This is a genomic window from Streptomyces sp. NPDC033131, assembly GCF_055578365.1.
Genome location: NZ_JBVIPA010000016.1, coordinates 137,840 through 151,475 on the forward strand (window position 1 = coordinate 137,840; position 13,636 = coordinate 151,475).

Below are 13,636 nucleotides of genomic sequence, written 5' to 3' on the forward strand. Positions count from 1 at the left end.
GGCTCACCGGTAGACGAGGTACTTCCGCCGCACCCTCCGGAAGTCGGCCAGCTCCTCCTCCCAGTCCGCCACCACCTCGTCGGCACCGGCCCCCGCGTCGATCATCGTGCGCACCCGCGTGGAGCCCGTGAGCTTGTCGATCCAGTTGTCGGGGCGCCAGGCGAAGCCGCTCCACGTCTTCTTGGCGGTCACCAGGAGCGCGATCCCGGTGCGTACGGGGTCGTAGGCGTCCCGGTCGTGCACATGGACCTGCACACCGCCGATCGTCTTCCCCTGGAACTTGGAGAAGGTGGGCGCGAAGTAGGCCTCCCTGAAGTGCACGCCCGGCAGTCCGAGTCCGTTCGCCGCCGCGGCCCACCGCCCGTCGACGCCCTCCGCGCCGAGCAGTTCGAAGGGGCGGGTCGTCCCCCGGCCCTCCGAGAGGTTCGTCCCCTCGAAGAGGCACGTTCCCGAGTACACGAGGGCGGTCTCCGGAGTCGGCATGTTCGGGCTCGGCGGCACCCAGGGCAGTCCCGAGTCGTCGAACCACGCGGTCCGCTTCCACCCGCTCATGAGTACGGTGTCCAGCTCCACCGGCGCCGCCAGGAACTCCCCGTTGAACAGCCGCGCCAGCTCCGCGACCGTCATCCCGTGCGCCTGCGGGATCGGCTGCCGCCCGACGAAGGTCGCGAACTCCTTGTGCAGGACGGGACCGAGGGCCGCCCGCCCGGTGACGGGGTTGGGCCGGTCGAGAACCACGAACCGCTTTCCCGCGAGTCGGGCCGCCTCCATGCAGTCGTACAGCGTCCAGATGTAGGTGTAGAAGCGTGCGCCCACGTCCTGGATGTCGAAGACGACGGTGTCCACGCCGGACGCGGTGAAGACGTCGGCGAGCGGCCGGCCGCTCTTCAGGTACGTGTCGTAGACGGGCAGGCCGGTCGCCGGATCGTCGTAGCGGCCCTCGGAACCGCCCGCCTGCGCGGTGCCGCGGAAGCCGTGCTCGGGACCGAAGACCGCGATCAGGTCCACGCGGTCGTCGGCGTGCATGACGTCCACGATGTGACGTACGTCCCTGGTGACGCCGGTGGGGTTGGTGACGATGCCGGTGCGCCGGCCGCTGAGCTGGGCGTAGTTGTTCGCGGCCAGGTTCTCGAAGCCGGTTCGTCTGCGGCGGGTGGCCGCGGAAGCGGGGGACGCCGCGGGGAGTGCTGCTGCTGCCGTCGTTGCTGCGAGCAGGCTGCGTCTGGTCAGGCGCATGTGACCTCCTGGAAAGTGGACGTCGGCATGGGCACGGTATTCGCTTCCGCGGGTTGTGTGGAGGCTGCGGGTTCGTTGTGGCCTGTCGCGCGGTTCCCCGCGCCACTGAGGGGGCCCAGTCACCCTTCCCTGCAACATACCGACCGGTTAGTCTGGTCGTTGCGGGGGCAGAGCCGAGTCTTGTCGTGTCGAAGGAGACCGATGGTGGAAGCGCAGGATGCGGGAGTGGTCGTCACCGGAGCGGGAGGCGGCATCGGAGCCGCGCTGGCCCGGCGCTTCGCCGCCGAGGGGGCCCGGGTCGTCGTCAACGACCTGGACGCCGAGCGGGCGAAGGCCGTCGCCGAGGAGATCGGCGGCATCGCTCTCCCGGGCGACGCCTCGGCGATCGTCACCGAGGCCCGGAAGGCCCTCGGCGGCACGGTCGACGTGTACTGCGCCAACGCGGGCGTCGCCTTCGAGGGCGGGGAGAGCGGCGAGGCGTTCGACGAGCGGCCCTGGGCGCTGTCCTGGGACGTGAACGTCATGGCGCACGTCCGCGCGGCCCACGAACTGCTCCCGGACTGGCTGGAGCGCGGCAGCGGCCGTTTCGTCTCCACCGTGTCCGCCGCCGGACTGCTCACCATGATCGGCGCCGCGCCGTACAGCGTCACCAAGCACGGCGCGTACGCCTTCGCCGAGTGGCTGTCGCTGACGTACCGCCACCGCGGTCTGAAGGTGCACGCGATCTGTCCGCAGGGTGTGCGCACCGACATGCTGGCGGCCACCGGCAGCGCGGGCGACCTGGTGCTCCAGCCGACCGCGATCGCCCCGGCGGAGGTGGCGGACGCCCTCTTCAAGGGCATCGAGGAGGACCGCTTCCTGATCCTGCCGCACCCCGAGGTCGCCGGGTACTACCAGGCCAGGGCCGCCGAGCCCGACCGCTGGCTGACCAACATGAACCACCTCCAGCGCAAGTGGGAGGCCGCCCGGTGACCGACTCCCGTTACGCGGCCAAGCCCTGGCTCGGTCTGCTCGACGACGCCCAGCGCGCGCCCATAGAGCCGGCCGACTCCCTCGTCCACGCCCTGCGCAAGGCGGTCGAACTGACCCCCGACCGCACCTTCCTCGCCTACTTCGACGGCCGCCTGACCTACCGCGAGGCCGACGAGCTGAGCGACTCCGTGGCCGGTCACCTGGCCGCCCGCGGCCTGGAGCGCGGCGAGCGGGTGGCGATCCTGCTGCAGAACTCCCCGCACTTCGTGCTCGCGCTGCTCGGCGCCTGGAAGGCGGGCGCGATCGTCGTTCCCGTGAACCCCATGTACAAGTCGGGGGAGGTCGGGCACGTCCTGCGGGACGGCGAGGTGGCCGCGCTGGTCTGCTCGGACCACGCCTGGGAGTCGTATCTGCGGGACACCGCCGCCGACGCGCCCCCGCGGATCGTGCTGACCGCCTGCGAGCTGGACTTCCAGACCCGCCAGGACGCGCGCGTGCTGACCTTCGAGCGGCTTGCGCAGGCCGCGGACGCCGACGACCTGACGGCCGTCGCGCGGGCCGGTCACCAGGCGCCGGAGGGCCGCGACCCGGCCCCCGCCGACATCGCGCTGATCAGCTACACCTCGGGCACCAGCGGCACCCCCAAGGGCGCCACCAACACGCACGGCAACATCATGCACAACGCCGAGCGGCAGCGGACCGGCCTGAACCTTCCCGAGGCGCCCGTCTACTTCGCGATGGCGCCGCTGTTCCACATCACCGGCATGGTCTGCCAGCTGGGTGCCTGTCTGAACAGCGCGGGCACGCTCGCCCTGGCGTACCGCTTCGAGGCGGGTGTCGTCCTGGACGCGTTCGCCGAGCACCGGCCGCACTACACGGTCGGCCCGTCGACCGCCTTCATGGCGCTGGCCGCCCACCCGTCCGTCACCCCGGAGCACTTCTCCTCCTTCGTCAACATCTCCTCCGGCGGTGCACCCCTTCCGCCCGCCCTGGTGGAGAAGTTCCGGGCCGGCTTCGGGCCGTACATCCGCAACGGCTACGGGCTCACCGAGTGCACCGCGCCCTGCGCCTCCGTACCGCCGGCCCTGGAAGCGCCCGTCGATCCGGTCTCCGGGACGCTGGCCGTGGGCGCGCCCGGCCCCGACACGGTCGTCCGGATCGTCGACGACCAGGGCGCCGAGGTGCCCTTCGGGGAACAGGGCGAGATCCTCGTGCGGGGGCCGCAGGTCGTCCCCGGCTACTGGCGGCGCCCCGACGCCACCGCCGAGACGTTCCCGGACGGGGAGCTGCGCACCGGGGACATCGGTTTCATGGACGAGCGGGGCTGGCTGTACGTCGTCGACCGCAAGAAGGACATGATCAACGCGTCCGGCTTCAAGGTGTGGCCGCGCGAGGTCGAGGACGTGCTCTACACCCACCCGGCGGTGCGCGAGGCGGCCGTCGTCGGCGTGCCCGACGGGTACCGGGGGGAGACCGTCAAGGCGTACATCAGCCTGCGTCCGGGTTCCGACACGGCCCCGGATGCGCTCGCCGCGTACTGCAAGGAGAGACTGGCCGCCTACAAGTACCCGCGGGAGGTCGAGATCCTGCCGGACTTGCCGAAGACGGCGAGTGGGAAGATCCTCCGGCGGGAACTGCGTTCCCGCACGCACGACTAGAAGCAGCAACAGAAGAATGCCTCGGAAAGCAGGTGGCGGCAGTGCCCAGGACTACGGACGGTGACGGGACCCCCGTACCGCAGCGGCTCCTCGCCGCCGCCACCCGGCTCTTCGCCGAGCAGGGCTACGACCGCACCTCGGTGCAGGAGATCGTCGAGGCGGCGGGCGTCACCAAGGGGGCGCTCTACCACTACTTCGGCTCCAAGGACGACCTCCTGCACGAGGTGTACGCGCGCGTGCTGCGCGTACAGCAGGAAAGACTCGACGCGTTCGCGAACGCGGACGAGCCGATCGAGAAGCGCCTCAGGGGCGCGGCGGCCGACGTCGTCGTCACCACCATCGACAACCTCGACGACGCGTCGATCTTCTTCCGCTCGATGCACCACCTCAGCCCCGAGAAGCACAAGCAGGTGCGCGCCGAACGCCGGCGCTACCACGAACGCTTCCGCGCGCTCGTCGAGGAGGGCCAGCAGGCCGGCGTCTTCTCCGAGGCGACCCCCGCCGACCTGGTCGTGGACTACCACTTCGGCTCCGTCCACCACCTGTCCACCTGGTACCGGCCCGACGGCCCGCTCAGCCCTCAGGAGGTCGCCGACCACCTCGCGGACCTCCTGCTGCGGGCGCTGCGGCCCTAGGCCCTTCGTCCTGGCACGCGCGCGTGAGGGGCGGCTGCCACCGGCGGCCGCCCCTCACCCGTCACCTCACATGTACTTCTTCAGCTCCCGGCGCGCCAGCGACCGCTGGTGCACCTCGTCCGGCCCGTCGGCGATCATCAGGGTCCGGGCGCCGGCGTAGAGCTCGGCGAGGGGGAAGTCCTGGCTCACGCCACCCGCGCCGTGCAGCTGGATGGCCCGGTCGATGATGTCGACGACCGCGCGGGGCGTGGCGATCTTGATGGCCTGGATCTCGGCGTGGGCGCCCCGGTTGCCGACCGTGTCCATCAGCCAGGCCGTCTTCAGCACCAGCAGCCGCAGCTGCTCGACGGTCACCCGTGCGTCGGCGATCCAGTTGTGGACGACCCCCTGCTGGGCCAGCGCCTTGCCGAAGGCGTCGCGCGCGACGGCCCGCCTGCACATCAGCTCGATCGCCCGCTCGGCCATGCCGATCAGCCGCATGCAGTGGTGGATGCGGCCGGGACCCAGCCGGGCCTGCGCGATGGCGAAGCCGCCGCCCTCCTCGCCGATCAGGTTCGACGCCGGCACGCGCGCGTGGTCGAAGACCACCTCGGCGTGGCCGCCGTGGGAGTGGTCCTCGTAGCCGAACACCCGCATCGCCCGCTGGACCGTGACGCCCGGGGTGTCGCGGGGGACGAGGATCATGGACTGCTGACGGCGGATGTCGGCACCGTCCGGGTCCGTCTTGCCCATCACGATGAAGATCTTGCAGTCGGGGTTCATCGCCCCGGAGATGTACCACTTGCGGCCGGTGACGACGTACTCGTCCGTGCCGTCGGAGGCCCGCTCGATGTGCGTGGTGATGTTCGTGGCGTCCGAGGAGGCCACCTCCGGCTCGGTCATCGCGAACGCCGAGCGGATCTCACCGGCGAGCAGCGGCGCCAGCCACTGCTTCTTCTGCTGCTCGTCGCCGAACTGCGTGAGCACCTCCATGTTCCCGGTGTCGGGTGCCGCGCAGTTCAGCGCGGTGGGCGCCAACTGCGGGGAACGGCCGGTGATCTCGGCGAGCGGCGCGTACTGCAGGTTGGTCAGGCCGGCGCCGTACTCGCTGTCGGGAAGGAAGAGGTTCCACAGGCCCTGCCGGCGCGCCTCGGCCTTCAGCTCCTCGACCACGGCCGGGGTGTCCCACGGCGAGGCGAGCAGGGCGCGCTGCTCCTCCGCGACCGCCTCGGCCGGGTAGACGTACTCGTCCATGAAGGCGAGCAGCTTGGCGCGCAGCTCCTCGGTGCGTGCGTCGAACGTGAAGTCCATGTTCCGTCAGCCTTCCTGAAGAGTGGTCAGGCCGTGCCCGATGAAGACGGGGACCAGCTCACCGATGCGGTCGAAGCCCGGGCCGACCGTCTGGCCCAGGGTGTAGCGGTAGTGGATGCCCTCCAGGATCACGGCGAGCTTGAACCAGGCGAACGCCGTGTACCAGGAGACCGCCTGGACGTCGCGGCCCGAGCGGGCCGCGTACCGCTCGATCAGTTCGGCGGGCGAGGGGTGCCCGGCGGCCTCCGCGGTCGTGGACACCGGCGAGTCGGGCGTGCCGAGCGGCATGCTGTACATCACCAGCAGGCCGAGGTCGGTCAGCGGGTCGCCGAGGGTCGACATCTCCCAGTCGAGGATCGCCTTGATCCGGTCGTCGTCGCCGATCAGGACGTTGTCGAGCCGGTAGTCGCCGTGCACCACGGTCGGGGCGGGGGAGTCGGGCAGCTGACGGCCGAGGGCCGCGTGCAGCTCGTCGATGCCGGACAGCTCACGGTTGCGGGAGGCGTCCAGCTGCTTGCCCCAGCGCCGCAGCTGGCGGTCCAGGAAGCCCTCCGGGCGGCCGAAGTCGCCGAGACCCACCTCGGCCGGGTCCACCGCGTGCAGCTCCACGAGCGTGTCCACCAGGGACAGCACGGCACCCCGGGTGCGCTCCGGGCCGAGCGGGGCGAGCTGGCCGGCCGTGCGGTACGGCGTCCCCTCCACGTACTCCATGACGTAGAAGGACGCCCCGAGCACCTCGTCGTCCTCGCACAGCAGCACGGGGCGGGGCACCGGCACGTTCGTCGGGTGCAGCGCGCTGATCACCCGGTGCTCGCGCTTCATGTCGTGCGCGGTGGCGAGCACATGGCCGAGCGGAGGCCGTCGTACGACCCACTTCGACGTGCCGTCGGAGACCGCGTAGGTGAGGTTCGACCGTCCGCCCTCGATCAGCCGGCCGGTCAGGGGGCCGTGCACCAGGCCGGGCCGCTCGCGGTCGAGCAGGCCGCGCAGCCGGTCGAGATCGAGTCCGGGCGGGTGGTCGGGGCTCATTCGTTGCTCCTACGGACGGACGAATTCAACGCGACCAATGATGCCGACCGGTCGGTATGTCGTCCAGTAGGGGAACGGAACCAGGAACGTGATCGGGGCCACCCTAGGCCGACAACTCCCCGAGCAGGGTGCCCGGGGAGCTGCCGGCGGTGACTTCTCGGCCGGGCCGGCTCAGTGATCGTCCCAGTGGCCCTCGTGCTGGGCGTGCCGGTGGCCGTCGTGGAGGTAGTCCACGTGGTCGCCGTGCAGGGCGCTCTCGTGCCCGCAGTCCTGCCCGTGCCGGTGATCGTGGCCCTCATGGGCGACATGCGCGTCGGCTTCGCACTCGTCCCAGTGGCCGCCGTGCTCGCGGTGCATGTGCCCGTCGTGCGCGTAGTCGACGTGGTCGCCGTGCCGTACCTCGGCGTGGCCGCAGTCCGGGCCGTGCGTGTGCGGGTGGGAGGCGTGTTCCTGGTGCAGGGTGGTCATGGTGCTCACCTTCGGGGGTGCGGGCGATGACGTCGGACAGGCTGCCACGCGAACGCCGCGTATCGGACGATTCGGACCTGTGTGGCGTCCGCCGGGTACCCGCAAGGAGGCGGGCCCATGGAGTTGCCGGCGCGGATCGCGTACGGGGATCCGCCCCGGGTGGCCTGGTGGAACCTGACGACAGGGCCTTAGGGGTCCTTTCACTATGCCCGTCCGGGTCGCGTGGTCTGGCACCGCACCTCGCCGCGTTGCCGAAACGCCCACGTGGCTCCTCCCCCACGCTCGAACAACCTCGCGCGGGGGGACCCCCATCGCGGCCGCTCCGGCGCCTTGCGATGCACGGCACCAGACCACGCGACCTGATCGGACGCTCATAGTGAAAGGACCCCTAAAGGATCAGCGCCGCCGCGCACACCGCGAGCCCCACCGTGAGCAGTGCCCCCGCCGACGCGTGCCGGGGGGAGAGTGCCGCCGGGCTGCTCGTGGCGGACAGGACGCGGATGCGTCGGTGCGCGATCAGCAGAAAGGCCGTCCAGAGGCCGCAGGACAGGACGCCGAGGACGATCCCGGACACCGAGGTCCCGCCGTGCAGCGTGGTCTTCAGGGCGAGCAGGGCGGCGGCGGTGCTGGACAGGGTCGTGCGCCGCCAGGCCAGCCGGGTCCGCTCGGGCTGCAGCCCGGGGTCCCGGTCCGGGGCCTTTCGGGCGGGCGCCGCGCTCATCCCTCCCACCCGAAGAGCACCACGACGACCATCGCGACGGCCACCACCGCGACGGCGAGGCTCAGCAGCGCCGGGAACCGGGACACCGGCAGGTCCTCGCCCCGGCGCATGGCCCGCTCACAGCGCACCCAGTGGTTGACCGCCCGCAGCGCGCACAGCACGCCCGCCGCGAGCAGCGCGAGCGCGAGCCCGACCCGCCAGCCCCAGCGCAGGTCCGGCAGGAACTGGTCCACGGCGAAGCCGCCGCCGATCAGCGCGAGCGCGGTGCGCAGCCAGGCCAGGAAGGTGCGTTCGTTCGCCAGCGAGAAGCGGTAGTCGGGGGTGCTGCCCTCCCGCCGGATCTCCTGGGGGGCGAACCACAGCCGGGCGTTGCGTGCGAAACCGATCACGGGCAGGACCCTACCGGGGCTCTGTCACGGGGCTTGTCGGTGCCGCCCGCTACCGTTCGGAGGCATGGATGTCCCCACGTCACTGGCCGGGTACGCGCAGCCGGGGTATGGCATCGTCCCCGCCGAGCAACTGCTCGGCCTGCCCGGGTTCTGGCCGGCGTACTTCGGCCCGGTCTGGAGCGGGTTCGCCGACGAGCCGGAGGTGTTCGGCGCGGACCTGGCGGACGTGGACGCGGCGGGCGAGGCGTTGTACGGCGCGACGCAGGTGTGGCCCGCGTACCGCATACCGCTGCCCGGCGGGCACCCGCTGTGGATCGTCCACCGGAACTTCCCCGACGACCCGGGCACGGACTACCTGCTCACCCACCCCGGCCGGGCCCGGGAGACGTGCCTGGCGACCACCGACGGCCACTTCACCGGGCCGGGGCTGTCCTGGCCGGACCTGCTCGCGGTCGCCGACTCGGCCCCGGCCCGTAGCGAGGGCGTACGCGATCCGGACCTGCGGCTGCTCCTGCTGCTGCCGGCGTTCGGTGACGCGGACACCCCGGTGGAGGAGGCGGTGGAGCGGATCGCCGCCGCGCTCGTCGCCGTGGGCGTGACGGCGGGGGACGCTCCCGAGGCGGCCGAGCGGTTCCTCGACCACCCCTTCCGGGAGAGCCCCTGCCGGCACGTTCCGGGCAGCAGTCCGCTGAGCGGGGGGACGCGTCGCCCCGGCCCGCTCCACCGGGCCCTGATCAGCGGAGCCGGCGGCTCGCCGGCTCAGCCCGTCGACCGGTAGGCCCGCAGCCGCTCGTACGCGGCCAGCCCGTCCGGCACCCACTCCCACTCCGTCAGCCGGCGCCGCACCTCGTCCTCCGGCAGGAAGTCGTGCCAGGCCACCTCCTCGGCCTGCGGGCTGACCGGAAGGTCGCAGCGGACCTCGTACACCGAGGACCACCAGGTCCGGCCGGCGCCGTCGTCGTAGAGGAACGTGAAGAGGTGCCCGGGGCGTGGCAGCCCGCTCACGCCCAGTTCCTCCTCGGCCTCGCGCAGGGCCGCGTCGTCGTAGGACTCGCCCGCGCCGACCACTCCGCCGACGAACATGTCGTACAGGGACGGGAAGACCAGTTTGGTCGGCGTGCGGCGGTGTACGAAGATCCGGCCCTCGGCGTCCCGGGCCTCGATGAAGACGCAGCGGTGGCGCAGGCCCTTCGCGTAGGCCTCGCCGCGCGGGGACTGTCCGACGACGTTGTCGTTCTCGTCGACGATGTCGAGGATCTCGTCAGCAGCGCTCATGGCCCCATCCAAGCAGGGGCCGCAGGCCGCGTCAGGCCCGGGCCTCGGCCGGCTGGGGGTCCCGCGCCCGCTCGGTCTGCGTGCACGGCATCGCCGGGTGCATGCCGAGGAGCACGATGCCGCCGACGATCGCCGCGAGCCCCGCCGCCTCCCAGGCCAGCGCGCCCGTGTCGGTGCGCAGCCGGTCGCCGAGGAAGCCGACACCGCAGATGATCCCGGCCAGCGGCTGGGCCGCGGTCAGGGCGGGCAGCGACATCCGCAGCGGAGCGGTCTCGAAGGCGCTCTGCACGAGGATGAGGCCGGTGACGCCGAGCACCAGCACGGCGTACGGCTGCCAGCCGGTCAGCAGCTCCACGAGGCCGCCCTCGGAGAAGCGCTGGCCGCTCACCCGGGTCAGCGCGTCCTGGACGCCGTACAGCAGACCGGCTGCCAGGGCGAGCAGGACCGGGCCGGAGCTCAGCCGGGAGCGCTTGGCGTAGGCGGTGAGCAGCAGGGCGAGGCCGGTCATCACGCCGATGATCAGCCAGGGGCGCAGGGGGTCGGTGACCGGGGTGCCGCCGCGCGGCTCGCCCGCCACGATGAACGTGGTCACTCCGCCCGCGAGCAACAGGAGGCCCGCCCAGCCCTGCCGGCCCAGCGGCTGCTTGCTCTGCTTGCGGGACAGGGCGAGGGCGAACACCAGGTTGGTCGCGAGGAGGGGCTCCACCAGGGAGATCTCGCCCTGGCTCAGCGCCATCGCGCCGAGGGCCATGCCCGCCACCATCAGGCCGATGCCGCCGAGCCAGCGCGGCACCTTCATCAGGTCGAGCAGCAGCCGGGGGGAGAGGAAGTCGCTCAGCGGAGCCTGCCGGGCGGCGTTCTGCTGGAGTACGAACCCGAAGCCCAGACAGCAGGCCGCGCTCACGGCGAGAACAAGTACCAGAACCGACACGCTGCGTATACCTCGATCAATGGGGAGGGGCCACGGGGTAGGCGTCGACTGTAGCGCCCCGGGCCCGCCATGCCCCTGGGAGTAACCCCGGGGTCCGGGCGGTTGACTCGGTCCCGCCGTCCTCGCCCGGCCGGGGAAGGTGCGCGTGACCGTCCTGCCATCGTGCGGGCCATCGCGCGGCCGCGCTATGGCGTGGACCACAGACATTTCCGGCAATTCGTGCATGGCGTGTCCGACGCTCTCGCAAGTCCCCTTCGGGTCACGGAAGTTGACGCGTGTAACACCCGAAGGGCCCTTGACGGAAAGCATTGGCTGGGGGTTGGCTGTGCGTGATCAGTTGATGGCAAGCCGAAAAGTCCAGACCAGAAGGCCGGCCGCCACGTCGGCCGCACACCGACACCGAGCCGTGCCGCGTGAGGAAGTCCCCGCGGTGTCCCCACCCCCGCCACCCCTCGGGCGCAGTCGTCACCGCGCCGCCGCCCAGGCGCTCGACGCCGCCCTCGACGACGCCGAGCTCGTCGCCGCGCGGGCCGCCCTGAGGCAGGGGCGGTGGCAGGCCGCTCGTGCGCTGCTCGCGAGGACGGGGGACGACTGGGACCGGCGGGGGCACCGGCTGACGGTGCTCGCCCTGGAGCCCTCCAGCGCCGCGTGGGCCGGTGACTGGCTGCTCGCCGAGCCCGACTCCGTCGACGCGGCCGTCCTGCTCGCGCTGGCCCAGGTCCGGCGGGCGCTGGGGGGCAAGGAGAAGGCGGACCGGGCCCGCGAGGCCTGCAGGTCCGCCGCCGCGCTCGCGCCGGCCGACCCGACCCCCTGGCTGGGTCTGCTCATGCTGGCGAAGCGACTCCGCGCCGGTGAGGAGGTCGTCCGGCTCTTCGGGGAGGTCCGGGCGCGGTACGCCGACCACCACCACGCCCACCACCTGATGGTCGCCCACCTGGCCGAGAGCCGCTCCGGCACCGGCCCGGACCCCCTGCACGAGGTGTACGACTTCGCCCACTGGGCCGCCGAGCAGGCCCCCGCCGACTCCCCGCTCGCGATCCTCCCGGTCGTCGCACACGCCGAGCGCTACCGCGTGCTGGCCGCCGACGGGCACGAGCCCTCCGACCCCGCCGCCTCCGGGCACTGGAGCGGACGCCGGGCCCGGCAGGTGATGAAGGCCGCCTTCGACTGGTGGCTGGAGTGGGAGCACGAGGGGCACCCCCGCCGACTGGTCGACCTCAACTTCCTCGCCCACGCCAAGGTCTGCGAGGGCCGGGGCGCCGAGGCCGCCGCCCTCTTCCACCGCATCGGCGAACACGCGACCCCGGCGCCGTGGGCGTACCCGGACCGCGACCCCTACCCCGCCTTCCGTGCCGCACGCGCCGGCGCGCTCGGCACGGCGTAATCCCCATTTCCCGGAATAAGGACGGTCACCCCCATGACGACGGACAGCTCGAGCACGCGCAGAACCACCGACGGCATCAGCACGTTCAAGGGCGAGGAGCGTGCCCTGCGCTCGGACCGCCTCGGCACCGGCGGCCTGCTGCTCTCCGTCCTCGCCGCGACCGCCCCCCTCATGGTCGTCGCGGGTGTCATGCCCACCACATTCGCGGTGATGGGCATCGTCGGACAGCCGCTGCTCTTCGTCGTCCTCGGCGTCGTCCTGGCCCTCTTCGGCATCGGCTACGCGGAGATGAGCCGGCACGTCCACAACGCCGGCGCCTTCTACGCGTACATCTCCCGCGGCCTCGGCGGCACCGCCGGCGCGAGCGCAGCCGTGGTCGCCCTCGTCGCCTACAGCGCACTCCAGGTCGGCATCTACGGCATCTTCGGCTTCGAGGTCTCCGGCCTGTTCGCCACCTACGCCGACCTGGAGGTCGCCTGGTGGATACCGGCGCTGGCGGCCGCCCTCGTCGTCGGCGCGCTGGGCCGGCTGAAGATCGACGTCAACGCGCGCGTGCTCGGCGTTCTGCTGGTCGTCGAGGTCGCCCTGGTCGTGATCTTCGACATCGCGGCCGTCGCGGACCCCGGCCCCCAGGGTCTGTCGCTGCACGCCTTCAACCCGGACACGCTCACCGGCGCCGGCCTCGGCACCGCGCTGTGCTTCTGCATCGCCGCCTTCCTCGGCTTCGAGCAGGCGCCCGTGTACGCCGAGGAGACCAGCCGCCCGCACGTCCTGGTGCCGCGGGTGATGTTCCTGGCGGTCGGTGGGGTCGCCGTCTTCTTCGCGCTCAGCAGCTGGGCCCTCACCGTCGCCACCGGTCCCTCGGCGATCGTCGGCCAGGCACAGCAGCAGAGCGCCGGACTGCTGTTCACCCTCACCGAGTCCCGGCTCGGCGGCACCTTCACGGACGTCCTGCACATCCTCTTCGTGACCGGCATGTTCGCGGCCCTGCTCAGCTTCCACAACGTCGTCGCCCGGTACGCCTTCGCCATGGGCCGCGAGGGCCTGCTGCCCGCCGCCTTCGGCCGCACCACCGGCGCGAGCGGCGCCCCCGGCACCGGCTCCCTGCTCCAGACGGCCGTGTCCGTGCTGGTCGTGGCCGCCTTCGCGGTCGCCGACGACAAGCCGTCCGGGGACCCCACCGCCCCCGTACTGCAGCTGTTCACCTGGTGCGGCAACATCGGCGCGCTCGGCGTGATCGTGCTGATGGCGGCGGCCTCCCTCTCGGTCGTCGTGTTCTTCACCCGCCGCGGTGCCGCTGGCGCCCAGGCCTGGCGCCTGCTCACCTCGGCCGTCGCGGGCATCGCCCTCCTGGTGATCGCCGCCTACACGGTCAAGGACTTCGACGTCCTGGTCGGCGCCGGCCCCGGCTCGGCCCTGAGCTGGGTCCTGCCCGGCGTCATCGGCCTCGCCCTGGTGGCCGGCCTGGTCCAGGGCCTGCTCCTGCGTTCCAGGGCACCCGAGGCGCACGCCCGCATCGGGCTCGGCAACGAGGCGTTCCAGCTGGAGAAGGCGGCCGAGAAGACGTCGTGACCACCTGAGAACCGTGTGAGAAGAGATGACGGAACTCTGACGAACACCCGTGACCCCTGGCCGCCCCGGGGTCGCG

General features: G+C 72.2%; 14 protein-coding genes. 6 read left to right on the top strand and 8 right to left on the bottom strand.

The genetic code is table 11. The annotated features are described in order from the left end of the window. Positions 1-3 precede the first annotated feature (3 nt). Entirely contained in the window at positions 4-1,236 is a 1,233-nt protein-coding gene (locus tag ACZ5XS_RS21835; protein WP_468653698.1) for an exo-beta-N-acetylmuramidase NamZ family protein, read from the bottom strand. Between the two features lie 201 nt (positions 1,237-1,437). On the opposite strand from ACZ5XS_RS21835, the gene ACZ5XS_RS21840 reads away from it, so the two are divergent. Genes ACZ5XS_RS21840 through ACZ5XS_RS21850 form a run of 3 tightly spaced genes read left to right on the top strand, consistent with a single transcriptional unit; the run spans position 1,438 to position 4,501 of the window. Next, on the top strand, positions 1,438-2,208 hold the full coding sequence (locus ACZ5XS_RS21840; RefSeq protein WP_468653700.1) for an SDR family oxidoreductase: 771 nt from the start codon (positions 1,438-1,440) through the stop codon (positions 2,206-2,208). Then, positions 2,205-3,866, top strand: coding sequence for a class I adenylate-forming enzyme family protein (locus ACZ5XS_RS21845; protein WP_468653702.1), 1,662 nt, complete (start codon positions 2,205-2,207; stop codon positions 3,864-3,866). Before ACZ5XS_RS21840 ends, ACZ5XS_RS21845 begins: the two co-directional genes overlap by 4 nt. Before the next feature lie 41 nt (positions 3,867-3,907). Continuing rightward, on the top strand, positions 3,908-4,501 hold the full coding sequence (locus ACZ5XS_RS21850; RefSeq protein WP_217238871.1) for a TetR/AcrR family transcriptional regulator: 594 nt from the start codon (positions 3,908-3,910) through the stop codon (positions 4,499-4,501). A 66-nt stretch (positions 4,502-4,567) separates the two neighbouring features. Here the strand turns inward: ACZ5XS_RS21850 and ACZ5XS_RS21855 are convergent, their stop codons facing one another. The 5 genes from ACZ5XS_RS21855 to ACZ5XS_RS21875 form a co-directional block, all read right to left on the bottom strand. Further along, entirely contained in the window at positions 4,568-5,791 is a 1,224-nt protein-coding gene (locus ACZ5XS_RS21855) for an acyl-CoA dehydrogenase family protein (protein ID WP_468653704.1), read from the bottom strand. A 6-nt stretch (positions 5,792-5,797) separates the two neighbouring features. Further along, on the bottom strand, positions 5,798-6,820 hold the full coding sequence (locus tag ACZ5XS_RS21860; protein ID WP_468653706.1) for a phosphotransferase family protein: 1,023 nt from the start codon (positions 6,818-6,820) through the stop codon (positions 5,798-5,800). A gap of 171 nt (positions 6,821-6,991) precedes the next feature. Continuing rightward, positions 6,992-7,288, bottom strand: coding sequence for a hypothetical protein (locus ACZ5XS_RS21865; RefSeq protein ID WP_468653708.1), 297 nt, complete (start codon positions 7,286-7,288; stop codon positions 6,992-6,994). A 388-nt stretch (positions 7,289-7,676) separates the two neighbouring features. Next, a complete protein-coding gene (locus tag ACZ5XS_RS21870; RefSeq protein ID WP_468653710.1) occupies positions 7,677-8,009 on the bottom strand; it encodes a DUF202 domain-containing protein in 333 nt (110 codons plus the stop codon). After that, positions 8,006-8,398 carry a YidH family protein gene (locus tag ACZ5XS_RS21875; protein ID WP_468653712.1) on the bottom strand — a complete coding sequence of 131 codons (393 nt, stop codon included), beginning with the start codon at positions 8,396-8,398 and terminating at the stop codon, positions 8,006-8,008. The genes ACZ5XS_RS21870 and ACZ5XS_RS21875 overlap by 4 nt, the downstream gene beginning before the upstream one ends. 64 nt (positions 8,399-8,462) lie before the next feature. On the opposite strand from ACZ5XS_RS21875, the gene ACZ5XS_RS21880 reads away from it, so the two are divergent. Further along, positions 8,463-9,176, top strand: coding sequence for a hypothetical protein (locus tag ACZ5XS_RS21880; protein ID WP_468653714.1), 714 nt, complete (start codon positions 8,463-8,465; stop codon positions 9,174-9,176). On the opposite strand, the gene ACZ5XS_RS21885 is transcribed toward ACZ5XS_RS21880, so the two are convergent. Together ACZ5XS_RS21885 and ACZ5XS_RS21890 are read right to left on the bottom strand one after the other, a co-directional pair. Next, positions 9,158-9,673, bottom strand: coding sequence for an NUDIX hydrolase (locus ACZ5XS_RS21885; RefSeq protein ID WP_468653716.1), 516 nt, complete (start codon positions 9,671-9,673; stop codon positions 9,158-9,160). The genes ACZ5XS_RS21880 and ACZ5XS_RS21885 overlap by 19 nt on opposite strands. Positions 9,674-9,704: 31 nt before the next feature. Continuing rightward, a complete protein-coding gene (locus tag ACZ5XS_RS21890; RefSeq protein WP_468653718.1) occupies positions 9,705-10,604 on the bottom strand; it encodes a DMT family transporter in 900 nt (299 codons plus the stop codon). Between the two features lie 430 nt (positions 10,605-11,034). On the opposite strand from ACZ5XS_RS21890, the gene ACZ5XS_RS21895 reads away from it, so the two are divergent. Continuing rightward, on the top strand, positions 11,035-11,988 hold the full coding sequence (locus ACZ5XS_RS21895; protein WP_468653720.1) for a hypothetical protein: 954 nt from the start codon (positions 11,035-11,037) through the stop codon (positions 11,986-11,988). 33 nt (positions 11,989-12,021) lie between these two features. Then, positions 12,022-13,560, top strand: a complete 1,539-nt coding sequence (locus ACZ5XS_RS21900) for an APC family permease (RefSeq protein WP_468653722.1) — start codon at positions 12,022-12,024, stop codon at positions 13,558-13,560. Positions 13,561-13,636 lie beyond the last annotated feature (76 nt).

Bases quoted from the DNA above. Each gene is read 5' to 3' on its own strand.
- ACZ5XS_RS21835 (WP_468653698.1), bottom strand. From the start codon at position 1,236: ATGCGCCTGACCAGACGCAGCCTGCTCGCAGCAACGACGGCAGCAGCA.
- ACZ5XS_RS21840 (WP_468653700.1), top strand. From the start codon at position 1,438: ATGGTGGAAGCGCAGGATGCGGGAGTGGTCGTCACCGGAGCGGGAGGC.
- ACZ5XS_RS21855 (WP_468653704.1), bottom strand. From the start codon at position 5,791: ATGGACTTCACGTTCGACGCACGCACCGAGGAGCTGCGCGCCAAGCTG.
- ACZ5XS_RS21860 (WP_468653706.1), bottom strand. From the start codon at position 6,820: ATGAGCCCCGACCACCCGCCCGGACTCGATCTCGACCGGCTGCGCGGC.
- ACZ5XS_RS21865 (WP_468653708.1), bottom strand. From the start codon at position 7,288: ATGACCACCCTGCACCAGGAACACGCCTCCCACCCGCACACGCACGGC.
- ACZ5XS_RS21870 (WP_468653710.1), bottom strand. From the start codon at position 8,009: ATGAGCGCGGCGCCCGCCCGAAAGGCCCCGGACCGGGACCCCGGGCTG.
- ACZ5XS_RS21880 (WP_468653714.1), top strand. From the start codon at position 8,463: ATGGATGTCCCCACGTCACTGGCCGGGTACGCGCAGCCGGGGTATGGC.
- ACZ5XS_RS21885 (WP_468653716.1), bottom strand. From the start codon at position 9,673: ATGAGCGCTGCTGACGAGATCCTCGACATCGTCGACGAGAACGACAAC.
- ACZ5XS_RS21900 (WP_468653722.1), top strand. From the start codon at position 12,022: ATGACGACGGACAGCTCGAGCACGCGCAGAACCACCGACGGCATCAGC.